Annotated in this window: 25 protein-coding genes; 19 read left to right on the top strand and 6 right to left on the bottom strand. The window is 50.9% G+C overall.

The genetic code is table 11. The features are described 5' to 3' along the window. Window positions 1-14 precede the first annotated feature (14 nt). The 6 genes from QWY27_RS05165 (at window position 15) to QWY27_RS05140 (ending at window position 6,047) form a co-directional block, all read left to right on the top strand. The gene (locus tag QWY27_RS05165) at window positions 15-710 is read left to right on the top strand and encodes a response regulator transcription factor (protein ID WP_290195380.1); all 696 of its coding nucleotides are present in this window, start codon (window positions 15-17) and stop codon (window positions 708-710) included. A gap of 100 nt (window positions 711-810) precedes the next feature. Next, window positions 811-1,773, top strand: coding sequence for an MBL fold metallo-hydrolase (locus QWY27_RS05160; RefSeq protein WP_290195379.1), 963 nt, complete (start codon window positions 811-813; stop codon window positions 1,771-1,773). A 132-nt stretch (window positions 1,774-1,905) separates the two neighbouring features. Continuing rightward, window positions 1,906-3,141 (top strand): lytic murein transglycosylase, encoded by a 1,236-nt coding sequence (locus QWY27_RS05155; protein WP_290195376.1) that lies wholly within the window; start codon window positions 1,906-1,908, stop codon window positions 3,139-3,141. A gap of 9 nt (window positions 3,142-3,150) precedes the next feature. Beyond that, on the top strand, window positions 3,151-4,731 hold the full coding sequence (locus QWY27_RS05150) for a cation:proton antiporter family protein (protein WP_290195375.1): 1,581 nt from the start codon (window positions 3,151-3,153) through the stop codon (window positions 4,729-4,731). A gap of 153 nt (window positions 4,732-4,884) precedes the next feature. After that, the gene (locus tag QWY27_RS05145; RefSeq protein WP_290195373.1) at window positions 4,885-5,457 is read left to right on the top strand and encodes a chromate transporter; all 573 of its coding nucleotides are present in this window, start codon (window positions 4,885-4,887) and stop codon (window positions 5,455-5,457) included. Further along, window positions 5,454-6,047, top strand: coding sequence for a chromate transporter (locus tag QWY27_RS05140; RefSeq protein WP_290195371.1), 594 nt, complete (start codon window positions 5,454-5,456; stop codon window positions 6,045-6,047). The genes QWY27_RS05145 and QWY27_RS05140 overlap by 4 nt, the downstream gene beginning before the upstream one ends. A 3-nt stretch (window positions 6,048-6,050) precedes the next feature. Here QWY27_RS05140 and mtnP read toward each other — a convergent pair whose 3' ends face one another. Further along, window positions 6,051-6,932, bottom strand: a complete 882-nt coding sequence (gene mtnP / locus QWY27_RS05135) for an S-methyl-5'-thioadenosine phosphorylase (protein WP_290195369.1) — start codon at window positions 6,930-6,932, stop codon at window positions 6,051-6,053. A gap of 150 nt (window positions 6,933-7,082) precedes the next feature. Here mtnP and QWY27_RS05130 point away from each other — a divergent pair, with 150 nt between their 5' ends. The 6 genes from QWY27_RS05130 to QWY27_RS05105 are packed head-to-tail and all read left to right on the top strand — an operon-like array spanning window position 7,083 to window position 13,483. Continuing rightward, the gene (locus QWY27_RS05130) at window positions 7,083-8,204 is read left to right on the top strand and encodes an FAD-dependent oxidoreductase (RefSeq protein ID WP_290195367.1); all 1,122 of its coding nucleotides are present in this window, start codon (window positions 7,083-7,085) and stop codon (window positions 8,202-8,204) included. 14 nt (window positions 8,205-8,218) lie between these two features. Beyond that, window positions 8,219-9,205 (top strand): arsenosugar biosynthesis radical SAM (seleno)protein ArsS, encoded by a 987-nt coding sequence (arsS, locus tag QWY27_RS05125; protein WP_290195365.1) that lies wholly within the window; start codon window positions 8,219-8,221, stop codon window positions 9,203-9,205. Beyond that, a complete protein-coding gene (locus tag QWY27_RS05120; RefSeq protein ID WP_290195363.1) occupies window positions 9,202-11,385 on the top strand; it encodes a dihydrolipoyl dehydrogenase family protein in 2,184 nt (727 codons plus the stop codon). The genes arsS and QWY27_RS05120 overlap by 4 nt, the downstream gene beginning before the upstream one ends. 4 nt (window positions 11,386-11,389) lie before the next feature. Further along, a complete protein-coding gene (locus QWY27_RS05115; protein ID WP_290195361.1) occupies window positions 11,390-12,076 on the top strand; it encodes a TIGR04283 family arsenosugar biosynthesis glycosyltransferase in 687 nt (228 codons plus the stop codon). Beyond that, the gene (locus QWY27_RS05110; protein WP_290195358.1) at window positions 12,073-12,726 is read left to right on the top strand and encodes a TIGR04282 family arsenosugar biosynthesis glycosyltransferase; all 654 of its coding nucleotides are present in this window, start codon (window positions 12,073-12,075) and stop codon (window positions 12,724-12,726) included. The genes QWY27_RS05115 and QWY27_RS05110 overlap by 4 nt, the downstream gene beginning before the upstream one ends. 16 nt (window positions 12,727-12,742) lie before the next feature. After that, on the top strand, window positions 12,743-13,483 hold the full coding sequence (locus tag QWY27_RS05105) for a DUF3047 domain-containing protein (protein WP_290195356.1): 741 nt from the start codon (window positions 12,743-12,745) through the stop codon (window positions 13,481-13,483). A 12-nt stretch (window positions 13,484-13,495) separates the two neighbouring features. Here the strand turns inward: QWY27_RS05105 and QWY27_RS05100 are convergent, their stop codons facing one another. From QWY27_RS05100 to QWY27_RS05085, 4 genes are all read right to left on the bottom strand, one after another. Then, window positions 13,496-13,843: an FKBP-type peptidyl-prolyl cis-trans isomerase gene (locus QWY27_RS05100; protein ID WP_290195354.1), complete on the bottom strand. Its 348-nt coding sequence runs from the start codon at window positions 13,841-13,843 to the stop codon at window positions 13,496-13,498. Window positions 13,844-13,867: 24 nt separating this feature from the next. Further along, window positions 13,868-14,986 carry an LPS export ABC transporter permease LptF gene (lptF, locus tag QWY27_RS05095; protein WP_290195352.1) on the bottom strand — a complete coding sequence of 373 codons (1,119 nt, stop codon included), beginning with the start codon at window positions 14,984-14,986 and terminating at the stop codon, window positions 13,868-13,870. An 88-nt stretch (window positions 14,987-15,074) separates the two neighbouring features. Then, window positions 15,075-16,028 (bottom strand): aldo/keto reductase, encoded by a 954-nt coding sequence (locus QWY27_RS05090; RefSeq protein WP_290195350.1) that lies wholly within the window; start codon window positions 16,026-16,028, stop codon window positions 15,075-15,077. 13 nt (window positions 16,029-16,041) lie between these two features. After that, complete coding sequence (locus tag QWY27_RS05085; protein ID WP_290195348.1) at window positions 16,042-17,340, bottom strand: NTP/NDP exchange transporter; 1,299 nt, start codon at window positions 17,338-17,340, stop codon at window positions 16,042-16,044. Window positions 17,341-17,518: 178 nt separating this feature from the next. Between QWY27_RS05085 and QWY27_RS05080 the strand changes: the two genes are divergently transcribed. Further along, entirely contained in the window at window positions 17,519-18,085 is a 567-nt protein-coding gene (locus QWY27_RS05080) for a DUF2889 domain-containing protein (protein ID WP_290195346.1), read from the top strand. Here the strand turns inward: QWY27_RS05080 and QWY27_RS05075 are convergent. After that, window positions 18,072-19,010 carry a 1-phosphofructokinase family hexose kinase gene (locus QWY27_RS05075; RefSeq protein ID WP_290195345.1) on the bottom strand — a complete coding sequence of 313 codons (939 nt, stop codon included), beginning with the start codon at window positions 19,008-19,010 and terminating at the stop codon, window positions 18,072-18,074. The two genes, QWY27_RS05080 and QWY27_RS05075, sit on opposite strands and share 14 nt — an antisense overlap. A 118-nt stretch (window positions 19,011-19,128) precedes the next feature. On the opposite strand from QWY27_RS05075, the gene QWY27_RS05070 reads away from it, so the two are divergent. The 6 genes from QWY27_RS05070 (at window position 19,129) to QWY27_RS05045 (ending at window position 24,928) form a co-directional block, all read left to right on the top strand. Further along, entirely contained in the window at window positions 19,129-20,022 is an 894-nt protein-coding gene (locus tag QWY27_RS05070; RefSeq protein ID WP_290195343.1) for an HpcH/HpaI aldolase/citrate lyase family protein, read from the top strand. A gap of 22 nt (window positions 20,023-20,044) precedes the next feature. After that, the gene (locus tag QWY27_RS05065; RefSeq protein ID WP_290195341.1) at window positions 20,045-21,265 is read left to right on the top strand and encodes a CaiB/BaiF CoA transferase family protein; all 1,221 of its coding nucleotides are present in this window, start codon (window positions 20,045-20,047) and stop codon (window positions 21,263-21,265) included. Window positions 21,266-21,388: 123 nt separating this feature from the next. Further along, the gene (locus QWY27_RS05060) at window positions 21,389-22,555 is read left to right on the top strand and encodes an acyl-CoA dehydrogenase family protein (protein ID WP_290195339.1); all 1,167 of its coding nucleotides are present in this window, start codon (window positions 21,389-21,391) and stop codon (window positions 22,553-22,555) included. A gap of 9 nt (window positions 22,556-22,564) precedes the next feature. Next, window positions 22,565-23,017: a MaoC family dehydratase gene (locus QWY27_RS05055; protein WP_290195338.1), complete on the top strand. Its 453-nt coding sequence runs from the start codon at window positions 22,565-22,567 to the stop codon at window positions 23,015-23,017. A 3-nt stretch (window positions 23,018-23,020) separates the two neighbouring features. Further along, complete coding sequence (locus tag QWY27_RS05050; protein ID WP_290195336.1) at window positions 23,021-24,331, top strand: MFS transporter; 1,311 nt, start codon at window positions 23,021-23,023, stop codon at window positions 24,329-24,331. Between the two features lie 9 nt (window positions 24,332-24,340). Continuing rightward, window positions 24,341-24,928, top strand: coding sequence for a histidine phosphatase family protein (locus QWY27_RS05045; RefSeq protein WP_290195334.1), 588 nt, complete (start codon window positions 24,341-24,343; stop codon window positions 24,926-24,928). Window positions 24,929-24,997 lie beyond the last annotated feature (69 nt).

Here is a 24,997-nt window from a genome sequence, read left to right as displayed (position 1 = left end):
AAAAACAATGCGAGATGAATAACCGGTTTGTCTTTGTCGTCGAAGATGATGAGTCCTTGCGCACTTCCTTAAAAGGAGTGCTTGAAGGGCATGGTTATTCTGTGCTTGAATTTTCCAGTGCTGAAGAGTTCCTTGCGCACTGCCATGCAAACATCGATCAGTTTCATCCGTTTAGTCGGCAGACATCGGATGAACACATCTCTTACTGTATTTTGATGGACGTTGGCCTTGCAGGGATGACGGGTATCGATGCCCAGGTCAAGTTTAGGAAAGATTTCCCGCACATTCCTATGATCTTTATGAGTGGTGAATGCAATGCGCAGGCAGTCAATCAAGCGTGGCGAGATGGCGCCCATGATTTTATTTTCAAGCCATTCCAAATCGCCGAACTTTTGAAACTGATAGACCGCGCATGTCGCCATTATCTTTCAATCCTTGCGACAGAGTCGGTTCATATAAATAGTATTGATGTACCGAACAATGCAATCGAAACGTATCAGCAGACATCCCTCACAAAGCGTGAACTGCAAGTTCTGCAGTACATATCCGAAGGTAATAAAAATCAGGTCATTGCAGACTTGTTGGGCATCTCGTTACGCACGGTCAAGATGCATCGATCCAATTTAATGCGCAAACTCAAATGCGCACATGTTGCTGACCTGGTCAGATTTTACGAGCGCTCGCGTTCGCAACTCTTTCAATCAGGGTGATATATCCTTTGGTGAATAAAGCTGCTAAATTAGGTCGGCATTCACACTTGCCGCTCGTGCTCTTCGCACTTAACTCATTGCTTGTCATCAGGAATACGCCATGATCACTAGATTAAAATTTCTCGGTGTTGGCATTGCTGCCGCCGCCACGCTTATGTTTTCACCAGTTTGGGCGCAGACTGCTCCTGATCTCGGTACACCAACGTTACCTACTCCTGGTTTTAAGAAGCTTAAAGTCGGCGAGATCGAAGTCATTTCTCTGAATGACGGCGCCGCGCGTCGTCCTCTTGCAGCTGAATTCGTCAAGAATGCTCCGTTAGATGAGGTCAAAGCTTTGTTGGCCTCACAAAATTTGCCGACAAATTACATCGATGTGCCCTTCACCCCCTTTTTGATTGTCAACGGTAATCAACGTTATTTGATGGATACAGGCTTTGCCAACAATGGCGGCCCAACGACTGGAAAGCTGATTGAAAACATGGCTGCTGCAGGTTACAAGCCAGAGGATATCAACAACGTTGTGATCAGTCATTTCCATGGCGATCATATCAACGGCTTGCTTTATAAAGACGGATCCTTGGTGTATCCCAATGCAAAGGTACATGTTCCCTCAGAAGAATATGATTTCTGGATGGACAAAGAGCGGCTGGAGAAGGCTCCTGCAGGCTTAAAGGCTGCAATGACTAATGCTCAGCGCGTATTCAATAACATTCCCGCCGATCGTTTGGTCAAGTTTAAAGCGGGATCTGAGGTCGCGCCTGGAATCACATCTGTTGCTGCGTTCGGTCATACTCCTGGCCATTCGCTTTTCACGGTGAAGTCTGGCGGTCAGTCATTCATCTACGTAGCTGATCTGACAAACGTCCCAGCATTGTTCGCCCGTAATCCCGACTGGGCTGTTGTCTTTGATATGGATCCCGAAATGGCGCGCCAATCACGACGTAAAATTTTCGACATGATTGTCAAAGAAAAGATGATGGCGGGCGGTTTTCACTTTCCTTTTCCTGCAATGGGGACGATTACACAATCGGGTAATGGATATCAGTTCAATCCAGTGAAATAAGTCCGGCTGCGTGGTGTCTGTGCATGCGCCACACTAAACCCCCTTTAATTTGAGAAATCAAGCTAAAGGGGGTTTTTACGTTCAGGGGTCTTACAATTAGCAAATAGATTACTTTTTTTTCGGGCGTGGCACATGAAATTTGAGAGTCGTCGATTGTTGACGTTGTGGGCGAGTGGGTGCAAAAAATGGATTGCTCCAGTTTTGTTGTTGCTCGGAGCAACCGCAGTTTCAGCACAAACAGCGAGCTTTAACAGCTGTATTCAGGGGCTTCGCCAGTCGGCTCTTTCTCAGGGGATCAGTGCGACTGTCTTTGATCGGGCGATGGCTGGCGTAGAGCCAGATCCAGATGTGCTCAAGGCATTTTCTTTTCAGCCTGAGTTCAGAACGGCGATTTGGGATTATCTGGCAGGCCTGGTGGATCAGGAACGTGTGGATGATGGCCGTGCCAAATTAAAAGAGTGGTCCAAGGTGCTGGCCGAAGCCGAACAAAAGTACGGAGTCGATCGTCATGTCATCGTGGCAGTATGGGGTGTGGAATCCAACTACGGTCGCATTCAGGGCAAGCGCGAATTAGTGCGCTCTCTAACGACATTGATATGTGCAGACAAACGCCAGGCCTTTTTTAAAGGAGAGTTGCTTGCGACGCTGCGAATTTTACAAAGTGGCGATATCCCTGCAGAGGCTTTAGTGGGCTCATGGGCAGGTGCGTTTGGACAAACACAGTTCATGCCCACAACATATCAGCGTTTGGCTGTTGATTTCGATGGTGATGGTCGTCGAGATATCGTTGGTTCGGTACCCGATGCGTTAGGCTCAACGGCAAACTTTTTAAAACGCGCTGGATGGGTTTCTGGTCAGCCCTGGGGTGTCGAGGTAAAGTTACCTGCGAACTATTCAGGTCCTTCGGGACGTCGAACCAAACAATCTTTGGCGCAATGGAAGAGCCTTGGCATTCAGCCCGCAGGGATCGGAAATCTTCCTGATACGGCTCAGGCGGCGCTGTTGCTCCCGGCCGGACCGCAGGGACCTGCATTCTTGGTGTTTCGTAATTTTGATGCCATTTACAGCTATAACGCTGCGGAGTCCTATGCGCTGGCCATCGCACATTTGAGCGACCGTTTGCGTGGCGGTGGCGTATTTAAAACCGCATGGCCAACCGATGATCCGGGGACAAGCCGTGCGGAGCGACGTGAAATCCAACAAGCTTTAGCTAATCGCGGCTACGACATCGGTGAGATCGATGGTTTGATCGGAGCGAAGAGCCGCGAGGCAATAAGCGAATTTCAAAAAACCAAAGGCATGACTGTGAATGGCAGAGCAGGGCAGCAAGTGCTCAAAGCGCTGCGCGAACCTGTTAAGACTCGTTGAGAGAGTTGGATGTTAGTCACGCTTGTCGGACTCGCTTTTTTATTTGGAATCTTGCTCAAACGCGTGGGCCTACCACCTATGGTCGGTTTTTTGCTGGCGGGTTTTGTATTCAATCTTTCAGGTTTTGAGGCACCTGAAGGCCTGAGCATGATTTCACAGTTGGGCGTCACTCTACTGCTCTTTTCTATCGGTCTTAAACTTGATTTCAAAAGTTTGGCGAATAATGAAATATGGGGTGTATCGCTGGCCCATATTGTGTTCTCAACCTTGTTTTATGCTGCGGTCTTGTGGTTGGGTAAGACCTTGTTTCCTTCGCCAATATTCGATATTTCGCCGCTTGTGATTTGGCTGTTGGCTTTTGCTTTCTCGTTTTCCAGTACGGTTTATGCCGTCAAGGTCCTCGAGGATCGCGACGATATGCGGGCATTTTATGGAAAGGTCGCAATCGGCATTTTAGTGATGCAAGATATTTTCGCTGTGATTTTTTTAACGATTAGCGAAGCCAAATACCCCTCGGTGTGGGCACTTTCATTGTTGCTATTGCCGGTTATTAGAAAAATATTATTCAAGCTGCTTGATGCGGCGGGCCATGGCGAGTTGCTTGTTCTGAGCGGTTTGTTTTTTGCCCTGGGTGCCGGCTTCGAATATTTTGTCTCAATCGGAATCAAAGGCGATTTAGGCGCTCTTGTATTTGGCGCTCTGCTGGCCAATCATCCTAAGGCAAGTGATTTGTCCAAGTCACTTTTCAGTTTTAAGGAACTCATGCTGGTGGGTTTTTTTCTCTCGATCGGCATGCAGGGACTCCCCACACCTGAAATCATTTTTGTCTCTTTATTGTTATGTGTAGTGCTCCTGTTTAAAGCATTTTTGTATTACGTGATTCTTGAGTATTTTGCCTTACGCGCGCGGACTTCTTTGTTTGTGGCGATTAATCTTGGAACGTACTCGGAGTTTGCGCTGATTGTCGCCGCGCTGAGTGTGACGCAAGGTTGGTTGCCTGTGGATTGGCTTATCATTATGGCGATATGCGTGAGCTTTAGTTTCGCACTTGCGGCGCCATTTTCGATTGGATCCGAGCAAATTTATAAACGCTATAAAAATTTTTGGAATTCATTTCAAAAAGCTGTCTATCATCCTCGCGATCAGCTGATCCAAACTGGCGAGGCGCGAGTGCTTGTCATTGGTATGGGTCGTGTTGGCTGTGGAGCCTACGACAAACTTGGCTCTTATTTTGATCAAAAGATCATTGGGATCGAACACAATACGCAGCGCGTCAAACAGCAGCGGGAAGCCGGTCGCAATGTCGTATACGGAGATGCAACAGATACAGATTTCTGGAGCAAACTCAAGGCGGGCACTACGCTTGAACTGATTGTCCTGGCAATGCCGAATCATCGTAGCAATGTCTACGCTGCCGAGCAGATCGCCAGCAGCGGCCTGGCATGTAAAGTGGTTGCTATCGCAAAGTTTGCTAGCGAGGTTGAGGAATTGGCCGCGCTGGGTGTACCGTCCTTCAACATCTACTCTGAGGCTGGCACAAGTTTGGCGAGGCATGCTCTTGATGCGATTGAGGACCGTGCACGGGCGTGAGTTGTTGTCGAAAAGCCTCGACTTTTCAAGATCTATGGGCCTCTTGCGCTCGACCAAGATGTTTAGCGAAGGATTTTGGAGTTAAATGGAGACCTATTGATCAGTCTTTAAGAGTTTCAGCATGCTGAGCTCCTAAGTTTCCTCGTTGCACACATGACCACACCGCATACACCTCATCCAAAATCACTCGGCGAATTATTCAACACGTTCAGCATGCTCGCGATCCAAGGATTTGGAGGGGTTCTGGCTTTTATTGAAAGAGAGCTTGTCGAGAAAAAGAAATGGATGACGCGTGCGGAGTTCGTCGAAGAGTGGGCAATCGCACGTACCATGCCAGGACCTCCGGCATTAAACCTTTGCATTATGGTGGGTGCCAAGTACTTTGGTTGGAGAGGCGCGCTTGTTTCCTTGGCGGGTATGTTCATGTTTCCAACCATGATCATTTTGACCTTGGCGATCGCCTACGCTCACTTTGGTAATCAAACTCAGGTTGTGGACGCTTTGCGCGGAATGGGGGCAGTCGCTGCAGGCATGATTGGCGCGACAGGACTGAAATTACTCTCGGCACTTAAGACGAACCCGCTCGGCGTGAAAATTTGCGCCGCACTGGCCATACTGACGTTTGTTGGTATTGCGATTTTACAATGGCGTCTTCTGTATGTGCTGATTGTGTTGGGTGGGATCGGCTATGTGCTTGCTTTCCTCAAACTCAAGGATCAGGCATGAACGAGACCTTGAGTGTTGCGATGTTATGGACCGATTGGTTCAATTTGTTTAAACACTTTGCTTCCATTTCGATCGCATCAGTCGGTGGTCCGCTGGTGTTGCTGCCAGAGATCTATCATTTCCTGGTGAATCAGCAGAACTGGCTGACAGACGAGCAGTTTAGCGCCTCGGTTGTGATTGCACAGGCCTCGCCTGGTCCCAATGTCATGTTTGTCGCACTAATGGGTTGGAATATCGGTTTGAATGCCGGAGGTTTCGGCTGGGCGGCATTTTCAGCCTTGCTCTGTATGGCGGGAATTCTGTTGCCCAGTTCAGTGCTGATTTTTGTGACTGCCCGCTGGGTACAAGCGCATCAAAATCTTCGAGCCGTGCGCGCTTTTAAATTGGGTTTGAGTCCGGTTGTGATCTCGATGATGGTGGCAGCAGGTTGGCTGCTGGCGACAGCTAACACCGACGGATTACGTCACTGGCCGTTATGGTTATTGGCAGCTGTCACCGCATTGATTGTTTACCGCACCAAAATACACATGTTGCTGCTGCTTGCAATCGGCGCGGCACTTGGTGCAAGTGGTCTGCTGGTGGTTGGATAGCTTTTATTTGCCCAGGATCACACGCAGTCTGTTAAAAACATCCGGGCTCATCTCTTTGGGTTGTGTCACCAATCCACTCGCCAGGGCTTGATGCGCCTCAGAGTCAGGGAGCTCCTTGCCGACGAGAGCAATGGCTTTGATCAGGATTTTTTGAGCAGTTGCAGCGTTTTTCATGAGATTCGCGATAGCGGATTCGGCTGTGACGTTGGCCTCGCGCGGATGCCAACAATCGAAATCAGTCACCATCGCCAGACTGACATAGGCGATTTGGGCCTCTCGTGCGAGCTTTGCCTCGGGCATGTTCGTCATGCCGATGATGCTCGCACCCATTGAGCGATACCAGTTTGACTCGGCAATTGAAGAGAATTGAGGCCCTTCGATACAAACATAAGTGCCACCCTGGTGGAGGATTGGCTGGTCCATGGTTTGAGTCTGTCCGCCACTCTCAACCCAGGCGCGTGCCAAAATATGCATGAGTTTGGTGCAAACAGGTTCAGCCATTGAGACATGTGCGACAGCCCCTTCGCCAAAAAAGGTATTGTCACGTTTTTTTGTGAGATCGATAAACTGATCAGGTAGCACCATGTCGAGCGGGCGATAGTCTTCGCGTAAAGAGCCGACGGCCGATACGGAAAGCAGATATTTGACACCGAGTTGTTTGAACGCGTGGATATTGGCGCGATAGGGGAGTTCGGAAGGCAGCAGTTGATGCCCGCGACCGTGCCGAGCTAAAAAAGCGACTGGGACCTCAGCGACTTTGCCTGTAATCAAGATATCGGACGGTGAGCCAAAAGGAGTGGTTAAGCGGTGTTCGATTGGATGCTCGAGTGCGTCCATCTGATAAAGACCGCTTCCTCCAATCACGCCTACTATGGCTTCTTGCATACATGTCCTCGCGCACAAAATGCTATTTTAGGGATCTGTACCGATTGTTTGCCACTATGATGTAAAAGTGTAAGAAATCGGTGTGCAATCTCGACTATACAGACAGAATGCAAAAAATGTGCAGTGCGGCTCGTCAGCCCAAGGAGTCTCATGAAGCGATTGGTTTTAGTAGGTGGTGGACATGCTCACCTTTCTGTCCTGGAGAAACTCACACGCGATTCCTTGCACGGCGTTGAGGTGCTGCTTGTAACGCCGAATCGTTATCAAAATTACTCCGGGATGTTGCCCGGCTGGATTGCAGGCCACTATACCCGTGAGCAAAGCCGGATCGATTTGTTAGGTCTCGTCAACAAGGCCGGTGTGCAGTGGGTGTCTGGAAGTGTCATCGGTTTGTCGGCACAAACGCGTACGCTGACTTTAGCGGATGGTCAATGTCTCGATTATGATTATTTGTCTCTGGACATAGGCAGTGAGACTCAAACCGACGGGCTTGAGGCTCTCGGCATGCGTTTGCTTCCGGTTAAGCCACTTGATGTATTTTTTGATTGCTGGCCTGAAGTACTCAGCCAGGCAATTCGTCGAGACAATTACGCACTTGTCGTGGTCGGTGGCGGGGCGGCTGGTGTAGAGCTCGCCTTGGCTACTCAATATGCATTGAAACAAAGTGGTGCAACAGGTCACGTCACGCTGGTTGTATCAGCGGAAGGCTTGCTGAAAGGTCACAACGAAGGCGTACGAAAAAGAGTCTTGGCTTATACCAGACAGGTAGGTATCGTGCTCCAGCAGCAAACTGCATCAGGCTTGGCGGATGGTTTGCAATTTGCGGACGGTCATAGACTCTATGCGGATCAAGTCATCGCAGCCACCGGGGCGAAACCTCTTTCCTGGTTAAAGCAGTCAGGTTTGGCCCTCAACGGACAGGGTTATATTCTGGTGGATGCCAGCCAGCGCTCACAATCGCATCATGAGGTGTTTGCTGTTGGCGACACCTGCGCGCGAACCGACGTCCAGATGGCGCGTTCTGGCGTGCATGCTGTCAAGGCAGGGCCAGTACTTGCTAATAACCTTTTTACTGTCTTAAAAGAGTCTTCATCCGTTTCAACTCGGCTGGATACCTACCAGCCCCGTGCTCACTCTTTGTATTTACTGGCTTGTGGACCAAAATATGCGATTGCTTCATGGGGTCCTGTTTCATTTGAGGGACGTTGGGTGTGGCGATTGAAAGACTGGATTGATCGCGGTTTTATAAAACGTTTTAGCCATTTTCATTAGTTATCAGGAAAATCATGCACGCCACGCTTCCATTGCTCAAAGACACCGACTTTCCCAGAATCAAACGGGGAGCATTGACAACACTTCAGGTCAATCTGGGTTATCGCTGCAACCAGTCTTGTGTGCATTGCCATGTCAATGCCGGTCCGAATCGCACGGAAATGATGGACGAAAACAATATCGATCTCGTCTTGCAGGTACTACAAGACAGAAAGATCGAAGTGCTGGATCTGACAGGCGGAGCTCCAGAGTTACATGTCTCGTTCAGGCGACTGGTGGTCGCAGCGAGAGCCATGGGAGTGAGGGTAATAGACCGCTGCAATTTAACTATATTGCTTGAGCCGGGTTACGAGGATTTGCCTGAATTTTTCGCCGAGCAAGGGGTTGAGGTGATCGCATCCATGCCTTGTTACTCCCCGGAAAATGTCGATAAGCAGCGTGGGCATGGTGTGTTTGATAAGAGCATTGTGGGGTTGCAGCGACTCAATGCGTTGGGATATGGGCAACCTGAATCCTCACTGGTCCTAAATCTTGTCTATAACCCACAGGGGCCATCTCTGCCCCCAGAGCAAAGCGCTTTGCAAAGCGATTACAAGCGCGAGTTAGCCAAACACTTCGGGATTGTCTTTAATGAACTCTTCGCATTAACCAATATGCCTATTCAGCGCTTTGGCTCCATGCTGATATCAAAAGGCACGTTCAAAAGCTATATGAGTTTGTTACGTGACAATTTCCAGCAGGCAAACCTTGCTAGTGTGATGTGTCGTCATCTTGTGAGTGTGGATTGGGAGGGTTATCTCTATGATTGCGATTTCAATCAGCAATTGGGATTACCACTGCCGCATGGTCTTAAAAATGTTTCTGACATAGATCGTGGGCTTCATCTCAAAGACTTGCTCGGTACCGATATCTCTGGCTACTCAATATTTGTGGCGGACCATTGTTATGGATGCACCGCAGGTCAAGGCAGTAGTTGTGGCGGAGCATTAAAAGAATCATGAATAAAAAAATATTCATGCGAGTCGTGATTTTGATCGTGGCGATTATGCTGCTGGGTTTGTTTTTTATTTTTGATATGCATCAAAAAATGACACTGGAAGGACTGAAGTCCGGTCTAGGTCAATTACATGCCTGGCGGGATATCGCAGCGATTCAAATGGCGCTTGGATATTTTCTGTTGTACGTTGTGGCGACTGCCTTGTCCTTGCCGGGAGCCTTGGTGTTGACACTGGCGGGCGGTGCGATCTTTGGTTTTCTTGAAGGCTTTTTACTGGTGTCTTTCGCCTCTACGGTCGGCGCAACCCTTGCATTTTTAGCTGCCCGATTTGTCTTGCGCGATTGGGTACAACAACGCTTTGGTGAAAAACTCAAGTCGGTCAACGAGGGAATTGAAAAAGAGGGTGCATTCTATCTTTTCACCTTGCGTCTTGTGCCGGTTTTTCCATTCTTTCTCATCAATTTGTTGATGGGACTCACCAAAATGCCTACGTTTACGTATTACTGGGTAAGTCAGATCGGCATGCTGGCTGGTACGGTGATATACGTCAACGCGGGTACGCAGTTGGCAGCGATTGATTCACTCAGTGGCATTGTTTCTCCGACCATGATCATGTCACTGGCTGTATTAGGCTTTTTTCCGCTCATCACAAAAAAAGTGCTCGCATTAGTTAAGAAAAATAAAATTTATGCACGATGGAATCATCTAAAACCAGCCACATTTGATCGCAACATCGTGGTGATTGGCGCAGGTGCCGCGGGTCTGGTGACGTCATATATTGCGGCAGTTGTGAAAGCCAAAGTGACTTTGGTCGAAGCCCACAAGATGGGGGGTGACTGCCTGAACTATGGGTGCGTCCCAAGCAAGGCTCTGATTAAGAGCGCCAAGCTTGCCCAGCAGATTCGACAGGCGGATCAATACGGTTTATCAGTATGCGAGCCTGTGATCAGTTTTCGTCAGGTGATGGCAAGGATCAACGACGTCATCAGAAAGATAGAGCCGCACGACAGTGTCGAGCGCTATACCGCGCTGGGTGTGGAAGTGCTGCAAGGCTATGGCCGTGTCGTCAATCCTTGGACGGTCGAAATTAAGGACGAGCATGGTGTGATCAGGCGTTTGACAACACGAAGTATCGTGATCGCTGCAGGTGCCAGGCCATATATCCCCTCTTTGCCCGGACTCGAGGATGTAGGCTACGTCACAAGCGATACGTTGTGGGATGAGTTTTCTCGGTTTGATCATCCACCTCGTCGTCTGGTTGTTCTCGGGGGAGGTCCGATCGGCTGCGAGTTGGCGCAGGCCTTTGCCAGACTTGGATCACATGTCACGCAAATCGAGATGTCCGAACGATTAATGAATCGTGAGGATCCAGAGGTCTCGACGATTCTGATGGAATCGATGCGAAGCGATGGTGTTACAGTCCTTGCTGGACATCAGGCGCTGCGTTGCGAAAAAAACGATATTGACGGGATGACCGTCAAAAGTATCGTTGTTGAGCGCGAGGGTATTGAGCATCGCGTTGATTTTGATGTCTTGCTCTGCGCAGTCGGACGCGTTGCCAGACTGGAGGGCTATGGCCTTGAGGCGCTTGGAATCCCGACTTCGCGCACGGTTGTCACCAATGAGTATCTTGAAACGCTTTATCCCAACATTTATGCCGCAGGCGATGTCGCTGGTCCCTATCAGTTTACGCATACTGCCGCGCATCAGGCCTGGTATGCCTGTGTCAATGCCTTGTTTGGTCAATTCAAGCGATTCAAGGTTGACTATTCAGTAATTCCCTCTGCAACCTTCACCTCCCCTGAGATTGCGCGCGTGGGTCTGAATGAACAAGAGGCAACAAAAAATGGCGTTGCTTTTGAAGTCACGCGATATGGTATTGAGGATCTCGATCGCGCCATTGCAGATGGGACGGATCATGGTTTTGTGAAAGTCTTGACCGTTCCGGGCAAAGACAAGATTTTGGGTGTGACAATCGTAGGTGAGCATGCGGCTGATTTGATGGCTGAATTTGTATTGGCAATGAAACACGGCTTGGGTCTAAACAAAATATTGGGAACCATACATACCTATCCGACCCTGGCCGAAGCGAATAAATATGCAGCGGGAGAATGGCGGCGCGCGCGCACAAACCCAACTGTGATGCGCTGGTTGGGACGCTATCACGCATGGCGGCGAGGTTAGTAATATGAAAACCGCGATCATCGTGCCGGTGTTGAATGAAAGTGCTGTGCTCACTCAAAAATTAGGTGAGTTGGATCTGCTGCGTGCGATGGGTGCGCAGGTGTTGCTGGTCGATGGAGGAAGCACGGATCAGACTGTCGCGATGGCGCGCGATGCAGGGTTTGAGGTGTTGTCTTCAGAAAAGGGGCGCGCATGTCAAATGAACGCAGGCGCGTATGCAACGAGGAGTGAGATTTTAGTTTTTCTGCATGTGGATACGCGCCTGCCAACGTATGCGCTGATACAGATAGAAAATCATCTTAATCAAAAAATAGGGTGGGGACGGTTTGATGTGCGTATCGTTGGCGCATCACCTTGGCTAAAGGTGGTTGGGTGGATGATGAATATTCGCTCCAGAATCACAGGAATTGCTACAGGCGATCAAGTTTTGTTCATGACACGTACGCTTTTTGATCATGTTGGTGGCTTTCCAGAACAACCGCTGATGGAAGACATTGAGATCAGCAAACGCCTCAAACGTGTGAGTGCACCGATATGTTTGCGCGAACAGGTCGAAACCTCAGGCCGACGCTGGGATCAACATGGTGTTTGGCGGACTATTTTGCTGATGTGGCGCTTACGCTTTGCTTATTGGCGAGGTGTTCCGAGTAGCGAGCTTGCGGGTTTATACCGCTCGGGACCTCATCAATGACTGAATTCACAAGTGCAATGGATACCAGCAGGAAAACTCGGATCATTATTTTTGCCAAAGCGCCAATACCAGGTTTTTGCAAAACTCGTTTAATTGGTGCACTGGGCGCAGAGGGGGCAGCAGAACTCGCTGCAGAGATGCTGCGTCGGACAGTGGCGATTGCTAAAGAGTCGCAAATTGGCCCTGTTGAGTTGTCTGTCGCGCCCGATCTTGATCACGTGATTTGGCAAACGATAAATTTGGACGGGGATATTCTTTGGACCCGCCAGCCCGAGGGTGATTTGGGTAGTAGGATGGCGACGGCGATTCGAAGATCACTTTCCGAGGGACAGAGTGTCCTCTGCATCGGTACGGACTGCATCGATCTTGAGGCTTCGCATTTGCGGGACGCGGCAATTTCCTTGACTCAACACACAACAGTGATTACCCCCGCTTTGGATGGCGGCTATGTGTTGCTGGGTTTAAATCGCTTTGATGACAGCATTTTTGAGGGTATTGCTTGGAGTACCTCGAGTGTGTGTGTGGACACCATCTCGCGGATCAGGCGCTTAGGTTGGTCAGTCGCTGAGATGAAAGCTTTACGCGATATTGACGATGAAGAGGATTTGGCTTTTTTGCCTGAAACCTTTAGAAAAAAGTCACTGCTTTGACACAGAGAAAGTCAAAATGAAATTTTCTCTACTGATGGCATTGCTGTCTTTAGCAGGTGCAGTATCCGCCCAAAGCGAGCCAAATATAGTTGGGAGTTTTCCAGCGAGGACAGGTGAGGTCTCTGAACCTTGGCGTCTCATTCAATTTGATACCAGTATTCCGCCAACGACTTATCAAACGCGCGTCTGGGATGGTGTGCCCTCTGTAGAGGCGACCGCTCATTCAAGTATGGCTTTGCTGGCACGCGAGGTCGATGTGGATTTGCTTGCAACACCCATATTGTGCTGGCGTTGGCGTGTGGATGATGTTGTTAAAAGTGCCGATATGAATACAAAAGCCGGTGATGATTATGCTGCGCGGGTATATGTTGCCTTTAAGTTGCCTGCAGATAAGATTGATTTTGGTTTGCGTTTAAAACTTCAGTTCGCACGGAACCTTTACGGCGAGCATGTTCCGGATGCTGCCTTGAACTACGTATGGGACAATCAACATCCTGTGGGACATCGACAGTTCAATGCCTACACAAATCGAACGCAGATGATTGTGCAGCGCAGTGGTGCTCAGCAGGCGGGTGCATGGGTATCTGAGCGCGTGGATGTCTTGTCCGATATCACCAAGGCCTATGGAAGCGATCTCGCAAAAATAAGTTTGTTGGCCTTGGCTTCAGATACCGACAACACAAAATCCAAGGCCCGCGCGGGGTTTGCGGATTTGCACTTTGTGAGTCGCGACAGACCTTGTGTATTTTCTAAATAGATCAATTTTTTCTTAGTTGACTTCAAGAAGCTCAACATCAAAAACCAGTGTGGCGTTAGGTGGAATGACGCCACCGGCGCCGCGTGCGCCATAGCCCATTTCGGGAGGGATGATCAAGGTGCGCTTGCCGCCGATTTTCATGCCGGCAACGCCTTCATCCCAACCACGAATGACATGACCCGCGCCCAAGGGGAAATCAAAGGGATCACCGCGGTCGCGCGAACTGTCAAATTTTGCACCTTTATTTTCTGGTGCGGCAGCATCATGCAGCCAACCGGTATAGTGGACGGTGACATGGGCGCCCTTGGTGGCTTCTGTGCCACTACCCACTGCGACTTCAATTTTTTCAAGTGTGCTCATAGATTGATTCCAGTGTGAAGTTGATCAGGTCGCATTGAGTACGACAGGTGGTTTTGGTGTTTTGACACGCAAACGGTGCCAAAGAAGAACAATGGTCAAGAGACCAAAGACTGCATGCACAAGCCATACCCCCACGCTGAATGACAGCTTGCTGTTGATGATCCAGCCTTGGGAAATATTGATCAGGTTGAGATAAAGCATGGCAATGAGTCCGGCAATGAGCAGGTCTCCGGAGCGACCCATGCGGGGGTTGACTGCGCCAAGCGGAATCGCCATTAGTGCAAGGTTAAGTGCCGCCAGTGGCACTGCCAGACGCCACATGAGCTGGCCGAACGATGCTGGAACTCTGTCGGTCAGCAGAAGCTCGGTCGGTCGCGCACGACGGCTGGCTAGTGTACGCTCTCGCGCATTTTCCAGTGATTTCTCACCATCTTTGCTTTCAATACGGGCGCCAAAGCCCTCAAACTGGGCAAGCCGCATTTCGGGCGCCCCTAATTTCACGTCATAGCGTTGCCCAGGTCCCAGAACCAGGAATTTGTCGCCATTAGGCTCGATAGCGGTAGTGGCGGAGGAGGCTGTAATAAGGGTGTGCCAGTCCGGATCGATGATGCGCATAAAAACCTGGCCAAGCGGTCCATCGGGGACGCTTGGGCCTTCAACAAAAAAGACGCGTCCGCCACCTTCGGTTTCCAGAAACTGGCCCGGGGTAATTTTCGACAAGTCAGAGCGCAACTCAAATCGGGCGCGGTACTCACCGATCTGACGGTTTGCCCAAGGCGTGCCAAATAATGTTAGCGAGGCAATCAGGGCTGCAACAGGTATGGCGACTCTGAGCACCGGATTGATCCAGTTCAGGAGCGAGAGTCCGCTCGAGAACCAGACCACCATTTCAGATTCTCTGAAGTTGCGGGTAACGGTGGTTAGAACGCCAATGAAGATGGAGACGGCGAGAATAATCGGTAAGGCGGCGATCGTTGTCATGGCCGCCAAGCCCACGACGACATCCGCACCAATGCGCCCGGCAGCGGCTTCGCCTAACAAGCGAACCAACACAACACTGAGCCATACGACAATCAGCGTCGAAAGTACGACGCTGAAGTGGTTGGTGATTTCGGAGACGACGGAACGTTTAAATAAGGACATTATGCGCGATGCGATTGGGCATCAAAAAAATGGTGCGGCGCAAACAACGCCGACACCATGAATTTAGCACAACGGAGGGCAATGGGTCTTAAGCGTTGGGCAGGCCGTCAATCAGCTGGATCATCCGTTTGCGCATCGCAGCATCCGGCAGTCGGCCAACCCCTCCCGCCATATTGTCGATCACATTGGAGACGCGGCTTGTGGCAGGGGTAATACATGTCACCGCAGGGTGGCTGGCCACGAATTTCAGGAAGAATTGGGCCCAGGTGGTCGCGTCGAATTCGCGTGCCCAATCCGGTACAGTTTGTCCTTTGACCCGGCTCCATAAACGTGTGCGACCAAAAGGTGCGTAGACGAGCACCGCGATGCCGCGTTCTTGCGCAAGCGGCAAGATCGTTTTTTCGGCGAACAAGTCGTCAATGGCATAGTTGGTACCGATGAAGTCTATTTTTTGCGTGCGCATGGTCTCGATCATGCTGTCGTATTGATTGCTGAATGTGGTTGTCACGCCGAGATACCGTATCCGGCCCTTTTCTTTGGCTTCACGCAAGATTGGCAGCTGCGTCTGGATATCGCCCATATTGTGAATTTGTACGAGATCAATAACGGGTTTGCCAATTCGTTTAAACGATGTTTCCAGTTGTGCGCGGGCCGCTGCAGCATCGGCGGCACCACCGCCTCGCGGCGCGACATTGAGTTTGGTTGCCCAGAATAGTTTTTGCGCAATACCGAGATCTTGGGCGATTTTTCCGGCTACCTCCTCGGAGGCGCCATAACTTGGAGCGGTATCAAAAACGGTCCCCCCCAACTCCACCATTTTGGCCATGACATTTTTAAGTGCTTCGCGATCCTCGGAGCGGGCAACTTGCGCGAAAGTGGCTGAGCTGCCTAAGCCAATGATAGGCAAGCGTTGACCGCTTGAGGGAATGGCGCGCGTGATAAGACTGCCAGTATTGGCCAGAGCATTCGTCCAGACACTCGAAAGCGTGGGGACACTGGCGGCAGCGAGTGCGGTTTGAAGCCACGTGCGACGGTTCATCATGGAAGTCTCCTGATCAGGAAATTTTAAAGTGTGAAGGGGGCGTGACAGGTATGTTGCGTTTGTTTTGGGTGTAGCCCAGCCAGAGACCCAGACTCATCCAAATGACCGCGAGCGGGACTGCAAACCAAGCCAGGCCTGCTAACCCCATGCCTAGGCGGCCCAACAGACCTTCGGTTTGAGAGCCCAGTGCATCGCCACCGCGATATACAAACGTGTCAATAAACGCCTTGGCTTTGTAGCGTTCGGCGCGAGGAACCGTTGTGAAAAGAGTTTCACGCGCGGGTCGCATAATGCCGCGCTGGACGGCGCGAAAACTTGCCTCAAAGGCAATAAGCGCCGCCAGGGAGCCTAACAGGGCAAGCCCAATAAATCCCAGGGCAACAGTGATAGGCAGGAGCGCGAGGGTCAGTGCAATCCCAAAGCGTTTGATGAGATGGCTGGTGAGAAAGGCTTGCAGAACAAAGGTGGCAGCTTGCGTGTACAGGTCGATGCGAGCAAACGCAGCCGTTCGTGTGTCCGTGTCGAGCGAGAGCGCTGCGACCATCTGCAGGCGTGTGAAATAAAGCAGCGTAGCGACGATCGCTAGAATCAGCACATAGGCTGAAATACCCAGCAGATAGGGTGAGCGGATGACGGCTGTAAAACCCTCCCAAGCGCTTCCGCCGATGATGGCTTCCTCTGAGTCGACTTGCGCACTGTTCGCCACTTCATCCTTTAAGTACGAGAGCCACCACGCGCTTGCCACAGCACCCATGAGAAAACCCGCTGCAATGACGAGCAGGAGTGGAGTGCCAAATGGTTTAGCGAGAGTACTCGCCAGCCACGGTCCAAACATGGCGCCAAGCGTCCCTCCTAAAGAAATAGCCGCAAAGAGTCGCTGGCTTTGTTCTTTTGAAAAACGATCACTCATTAATGCCCAAAACAGCATTGTGGCGAAAAGATTAAAGACACTGAACCAGACATAAAAAACCTGTCCGCTGACAGAGCCGATATGCGCGGGAGAGAGAGTCAACAGTGCATAGAAGCACAGTAGTCCGAGCGCAAAAAAGGTGTAGGTCGTTGTGATGAAAATCAAGCGTCGAAAGCGACTGACCAACAGACTGAAAAGAGGATTGACCAGCAGAGTGACCATTAGTGTGGCCAGAAACAGCCAGCGAATTGCTTCGATGCCTCGCTGCATCCCCAGCGCTTCCCGCGCGGGGCGCACAACCATGAGCGCGCTGAGAATGCAGAAAAAAAACAGTCCCGCTACCAGCGTGGGCAGCACTTCTTGCCGTCTGATATTGGTAAAGGTTTGCAGCAGGGAGGTCATCGACGTGTCGGTTCCGAGGCTCAGGTCATAGGCGCCCGATTATCTTACTGAGGAATGATTGTCTTTTGGAGATTTGTTTTTTCACAAGAGGAAATTTTCGGCTTCCTCAAGAAGGATAAAATATCACTCAGCCCAAGCGATTTTTGCTTCTGTATAGCCTGCTTTTGAGAGAAATACCGTGCCACTATCCCCCACAGTTGAACGCGAAGAAGTTCATCAACGCCAGGTTGTAATGAAAGCTTACAAGAGGTCTGATGGCCTGTACGACATCGAGGGGCGCGTGATTGACACCAAGACTGCGCCCTTTCTCCCGCCTCTGGCGCAGGTCGAGAGAAAAGCCGGCGATCCTGTCCATGATATCTGGGTGCGTCTGGTCATCGATGAGTGGTTTGAAATCAAAGATGTGGCGGCAAGTTCGGATTCGACGCCTTTTTCCATCTGCAAGGATGCCCCGCCTACGCTCAGATCATTGATTGGTGCAAAAATCGGGGCAGGCTGGTCCAAACTTGTCAGGGAAAAACTCAAAGGCGCTGCAGGCTGTACGCATATGATGGAGTTGCTCGGGCCGATGGCAACAACGGCGTATCAGGCGCTATGGCCGGTGACCAGCAAGCGCCCGCAACCTGTCGATGTGAACGGGCGACCGACAAAAATCGATAGCTGCTTTGCGTATGCGAGCGGGACTGAAACTGTGGCAAAACTTTGGCCAGAGCACTATACCGGTCCCAAGCTTACAACTGAGTGATGCGGACTTTGTCGTAAAGTTTTCTTAGATCGCTGGGGTCGCACAAGTTGCTCTGCGCATTCATCACGGCGGCTGCGGCGCTTGCCATGCCGTAGCCGAAAGCCTCTTTAAGCGTCAAATTTCGGCAAAGTCCCCATAAGATGCCTGCCACGAAGTTGTCCCCGGCGCCCACAGTGCTGACGACTTTGACGGGTACAGCTCGGGCAATGAAACTCTCATCGGCGGTGATGAGCATAGCCCCGTCCTCACCTAGTGAAAGCGCGACGATTTCGGCTTGGCCACGCGCAACGATCTCACGCGCAGCCATATGCCTCTCAGTTTGCGAGGAAAGTGTCCGCCCAAGTAGTTCCTCAAGTTCACGCAAACTAGGTTTAAAAAGATAAACACCCACTTCGAGCGCTTTTTTAAGTGCTGTGCCAGAGGTGTCGAGAACGAAACGATGACCATTCTCTTTGGCGTGTTTAGCCAGTCGCGCATAAAAGTCGTCTCCCACGCTGGGCGGAAGACTCCCGCTTGCCACAACAAAGCGCGCAGTTGCCCCCAGTCGTTGCACGGCATCCACGCAGGCTTGCTGTTCGTCGTCACTGAGGGTGGGACCTGGCAGCAGGAATCGAAAATCCTTGCCGCTGGACGTTTCATGAACCGTAAAACATTCCCGCGTTTCTTGGGCAATGGATATGGAGTGGATGTCAACATTTTCTTGAGCCAGCAACCGGGTCAGGATCTGTCCGGTAAAGCCTCCACAAGGGTATATCGCTGTTGTGGTTCCATCTAAACGCCTAATTACCCGAGAGATGTTGATGCCTCCCCCTCCAGGCTGGGTTTTTTCCTCGGTGCAACGAAGTTTGTGTGTCGGAACGACCTGAGCGACCGAGGTGGAAATGTCCAAGGCGGGATTCATGGTCAAGGTCAGTATTTGGGTCATGCAGGCTCGCTCGATGAACAAAACACCTTTGAATTATCGCTGAATCCCGCCAAGCTATACTCGAACAAGAATATGCAGGTGATTTTGCGATGCCTGGACTAGACGATGGAGATGTGTCATGCGTTCCTTGCTGTTTGTGCCCGCGGACAGCCCCCGCAAGTTGGAAAAATCCTTGCAGAGCGGCTCAGATGTGTTGATATTTGATTTAGAGGACGCGGTTTCGCTTTCTCGCAAACAAGAAGGTCGTGTGGAATTGGTCAAGTTTTTGACCGAGACCAAACGCGCCGGACTTCATACGCCCGAATTATATGTGCGCGTCAATGCGCTGACGACTGGCATGACATTGGCGGACTTGGCGGCGGTGATGCCCTGTCGTCCGGCAGGGATCGTATTGCCAAAATCGACAGGTGCTCGAGACCTCGGTCTGTTGTCGGCATATCTGGAGGCTTTTGAACATTTGTATCCAATCGAAGCCTCCAACGGAACTCCAGCGTTGACTTCCATTATTGCGATCGTGACCGAAACGGCCGATTCCCTGGCTGGCTTAAATGAGTATCGCGGTGCGACGCCCAGACTCGCTGGCATGATGTGGGGCGCTGAGGATTTATCAGGCGATATTGGTGCCCTGACCAATAAAGAAGAGGGTTCCTCGGAATGGACCTCCCCCTTCAAATTGGTGCGTTCGCTCTGTCTGTTTGCGGCAGCGGCAGCTGGTGTTCCAGCCATTGATACCGTGCCAACCGAAATCAACAACGTTGATGCCTTGATGCGCGAAACCCGCCAAGCTTATCGGGACGGCTTTTCTGCCAAGGCTGCCATTCATCCCGGTCAGGTACCGGTGATTAATGAGGCCATGACTCCTGATGCGGCAACCCAAGAGTGGGCAACTCGCGTGATTGCAGCGTTTGCGGCGAGTGCAAGTGTCGGTGTGGCGACGCTAGATGGAAAAATGCTCGATACGCCTCATTTACGTCTGGCTAAAAAGATTATCGCTGCAGCGCAACGCGCCTAAAGCACCGAGGAGTGTCTCAATCATGGTAGGTCCTTTGGATGGAATTCGCGTCATTGATATGACATCGATTTTGATGGGTCCCTATGCGGCTCAACTCATGGGGGATATGGGCGCAGATGTCATCAAAGTCGAATCTCCTCAGGGTGATATGGTCAGAGATGTCGGACCGATGCTACATCCCCGAATGGGCTCGCTCTATTTGCATGTCAACCGCAGCAAGCGCGGCATGGTGCTCGATATCAAAAAGCCCGAGGGTCTCGAAGCGATTAAAAAACTCATCGCAACGGCCGATATCTTGCTCTACAACGTGAGACCACAGGCGATGGCTCGGTTGGGATTGAGCTACGAGGTTGTGCGTGAAATCAACCCGCGAATTTTGTACGCAGGAACCTTTGGCTTTGGTCAGGATGGTCCCTATGCGCACAAACCCGCTTTTGACGATCTGATCCAGGGGGCGATTGGCTTGCCTTCACTCATCAAGCAAGCAGGTTCGGATGTGCCGCGCTATGTGCCCTCCAATATCGTCGATCGCACAGTTGGCCTCTACGCCACATCCTCACTGTGCGCAGCGCTTTATCATCGCGAGAAAACTGGTCGTGGCCAGCGTATTGATATACCGATGTTTGAAACAATGATCAGCCATTTACTCAGCGATCATATTGGCGGAAAGACCTTCGATCCGCAGTTTGGCCCACCGGGCTATCCGCGCTTGCTGGCTTCAGAGCGTCGTCCTTACAAAACTTCGGATGGTTATGTGTGTGCGGTGATTTACAACGATAAACAGTGGGCATCATTTTTTAGTGCAATTGGTCGCTCAGAAATATTTGAAAATGATCCGCGTTTCAAAAGCCTGAGTGTTCGCACACAACATATCAATGATCTCCAAGGTTTAGTCGCAAAGATTTTCTTGGAAAAAACCACGCAGGAATGGTTGGAACTGTTGGAAAAGGCGGATATCCCCACTATGCCTCTTCACGATCTTGAGACAATCTTTGAAGACCCTCACCTTGAGGCCATTAACTTTTTTCAATGGGAAGATCACCCCACTGAAGGTCGTATTCGTCGTGTGGAAGTTCCCACGACCTGGTCTGATAGTCAGCCTCAGGCTGGACGTCCCGCGCCGATGCTGGGTCAGCACAGCGAGGAAATTTTGCGTGAACTTGGCTACAGCGAAGAGTCGATTGCTCGATTTATTCAACTAGGCGTGACGCACACTGCTGCGATCGGCAAGGAAGCGTCATGACAGTCGGGCAGGCGTCGGCATGGCAACCGCCCAAGCCCGTATCTAGGCGAGGAAACAGAATTTTTTTCAATGAGATTAAAGGTACTCCGCACGGAGTAGTCTGATACGCATGAAGGAATAAATATGGATTTTTCTTTTTCCCAAGATCAGCAAACGATTCGCGAAGCAATCAACAAAATTTGTGAACAGTTCGATGATCAGTATTGGCTCGAAAAAGACCGTCTTGGCGGTTTCCCCGTCGAGTTGCATCAGGCACTCGCCAAAGATGGCTGGTTGGGAATTTGTATTCCTGAGCAATATGGCGGCTCCGGACTAGGCATTACAGAGGCCACCATCATGATGCAGGCGATTAGTGAGTCGGGTGCTGGAATGACAGGTGCATCGGCTGTGCACATGAATATTTTCGGTTTGAATCCCGTCGTGCAGTTTGCAACTGAAGAGCAGAAAAAGCGGATGTTACCGCCTCTTGTCTCCGGACGTGAGCGTGCGTGCTTTGCGGTGACTGAGCCCAACACAGGTCTGAATACAACACAACTCAAGGTCAAAGCCGAGCGTGCCGGTGATCATTATGTTTTGAGTGGCACGAAGGTCTGGATATCAACGGCGCAAGTCGCCGAGAAAATGTTGATCTTGGCGCGTACGACACCACTCGAAGAATGTAAAAAACATACCGATGGCCTGAGTCTTTTTTATACGGATCTTGATCGAAATTTTGTGCGCGTCCATGAAATTGAAAAAATGGGCCGCAAAGCGGTGGATTCGAACGAGCTATTCATCGATGGACTGAAAGTGCCTGTAGAAGACCGCATCGGCGAAGAAGGAAAAGGCTTTCACTACATCATGCATGGCATGAATGCCGAACGTATTTTGATTGCGGCCGAGGGCATTGGGTTGGGACGTGTGGCGCTCAAGCGTGCCACGGAGTATGCCAAGGAAAGAATTGTGTTTGACCGACCGATCGGGATGAATCAAGGCATTCAGCATCCTCTTGCAGCGTGCTGGATGGAGTTGGAGGCCGCTAATCTGATGGTGTTTAACGCCGCGACCTTGTTTGACAAAGGCGAGTCTTGCGGTGCGCAAGCCAATGCTGCCAAATACCTCGCTGGTGAAGCTGGTTTCAATGCGTGCCAGCAAGCGGTGATGACGCATGGTGGTTTTGGTTATGCCAAGGAATACCATGTGGAGCGCTATTTGCGAGAAGTTTTAATTACACGTATAGCCCCTGTCAGTCCGCAATTGGTTTTGTGCTTTATTGCTGAACGCGTACTGGGCTTGCCAAAGTCATACTAGGAGATTGAGATGGCTGGTTTGTATTATGAAGAGTTTGAAGTCGGTCAGGTATTTAGGCACTCAATGACTCGCACGGTCACGGAAATGGATAACGTTCTGTTTTCGACATTAACAATGAATCCGCAGCCGCTGCATCTGGATGCCGAGTTTGCATCCAAAACAGAGTTTGGCCGGATCCTGGTCAATAGTTTGTTTACCCTGGGTCTGGTGATTGGCATTTCGGTCGGTGAAACCACGCTTGGTACGACGATTGCCAATCTCGGTATGACAGATACACGATTCCCTAGCCCTGTGTTTTATGGCGACACGATTCATGTTGAGACGACGATCGTATCCAAGCGACTGAGCAAATCGCGAACAGATGCAGGTATTGTTGAGTTTGAGCATCGCGGTATCAATCAGCGTGGTGAGATCGTGTGTATCTGTCGCCGTTCTGGATTTATGAAATGTAAACCGGCCTAATTGATGACGCTGCACCAGGCAGGGCCGAAGCGGCATCTTTCCGACGCAAAGATGGCGTTGGTGGTTCTGCTGATTTGTTTTTTGTTCAATATGCTGGGGCGTGGAGTCGGCGATACCTACGTCACCTTTTTGCTACCGCTCGAAGAGGAGTTTGGCTGGAGTCGCTCCGAGCTCTCGAGTGTCTACAGCGTTTACATGGTCGCCAATGGTTTGTCTGCTCCCTTTGTTGGGGTGCTGTTTGACCGCTGGGGTCCTCGTCTCGTTTACTGCCTGGGTGTCGCCAGTTTGGGCTCTGGGTACTTTCTGGCGGGTAGCCTGACGCAACTCTGGCAGTTTCATCTTTGTATCGGCGTAGCAGGTGGAATCGGTATTTCCGCGATCGGTATGGTGCCTTCCGCAAGTTTGATTAGCAGATGGTTTCCCAGCAGCACCAGTACTGCAATGGGTATTGCCTATGCGGGCTTTGGTGCCGGGACCCTGGTGCTAGTGCCTTTTGCGCAGTACTTGAATCAGGCCTTGGACTGGCGCGATGCCTATCACGTTCTGGGCGGATGCTTGCTCATCACGTTGCCAATCGTGATGTTCTTGCCTTGGCGGGTGATCCGTGCGGGGTTTGGTGCGCGTGAGCGTCAAGCAAAACAGGAGCTTGGTTTTTCATCATCAAAAAATTCTCAGAAGGTTGAGATGCAGAGTTTGAACATACCTGTTGGCTTGATACCCAATCCTTCACCTTTGCGCGCGGCGTTAAGACACTCTGGGTTTTGGGGGCTGGCGCAGGCGTTCTGTTTTACCTCCGTGGTGGTCTACACGGTCTTGGTGCAGATGATTGCCTATCTTGTATCGACGGGTTTCTCACCGCTCGAGGCGGCCAGTGCGTTTGGCTTTGCAGGTATTTTGTCTGTATTGGGTGTGAGTTCCGCGGGGCGTTTGGCGGATATTCTTGGTGCGCGCAGAACAGCGACGCTGACTTTCGTATGCACCTTTCTTGGTCTGGCAAGCTTGCTGGCTTTGAGCTATTTTCCTTCCCACTGGTTTTTATTTAGTTTTGTAGGCTTCTTCGGGATCGCCCAAGGCGCGCGGGGACCGATCATTTCCGGACTATTTTCAAAACTGTTTCCGGGGCCGGGACTGGCGACGATTTATGGTGTCGCCTATGCGTGCATGTCGGTCGGCGCTGCGACGGGGGCGATGATGTCCGGGCTTTTATACGACTGGACGGGGGGTTATCAGGCCAGCATTATTTTTTCCATGTTAAACGTGATCTTGGCGGTTTCGCCATTCTGGGTTTATCGTGAACTTAGAAAGTTTGGCTGAGTCAAAAATATGAACAGATCATTTTGGTTAGCTTGCTTCTCATTGTGCATGGTCTTGTCGGCCCAGCCCGCGCGGGGAGCCTCTGCCCTGCTCAGCGCACTTACAGATGGCCAGCATATTTTGATGATTCGACATGCTGATGCCCCGGGTGTCAGTGATCCCCCGCACATGAGGCTGGGCGACTGTTCAACGCAAAGAAACCTGGGTGAGCGGGGTCGCAAACAAGCGCAAGAGTTGGGGCGCTGGCTCAAGCAACAAGGAATCGATTCAGCGGAGATACTCTCGAGCGCCTGGTGCCGTTGCGTGGATACGGCGACCCTGCTTGGGCTCGGGCCTGTGAAGGTCGAAGCTTCACTTGGCTCTTTTTTCCGGAACATGTCGGATGCAGATTCCCAGACGATTGCGCTGCGGGCTTTGCTTTCTGACCGCCTCAAGGCACCGTTGCCGCGAAAACCTTTGATTCTTGTGACGCATCAGGTGAATATTTCAGCCTACACGGGCGAGTTTGTTGGCCAGGGTGACGTGATGCTCGTGCGCGTCGCACCAAATGGGCAGTTCGTCTCTCATCGAGCCATACCAGTCCCTCAGCTTAACTGAGTTGACTTTAAGCCAATCTGAGCCACGATGACACTAAATGCGGTGATAATAGCGACTCTTTAGCATGCG

This window comes from Zwartia vadi, from assembly GCF_030410375.1.
GTDB lineage: Bacteria > Pseudomonadota > Gammaproteobacteria > Burkholderiales > Burkholderiaceae_B > Zwartia > Zwartia vadi.
The sequence above is the reverse complement of the archived record's forward strand: the minus strand, read 5'-3'. Positions and strand labels throughout refer to the sequence as shown.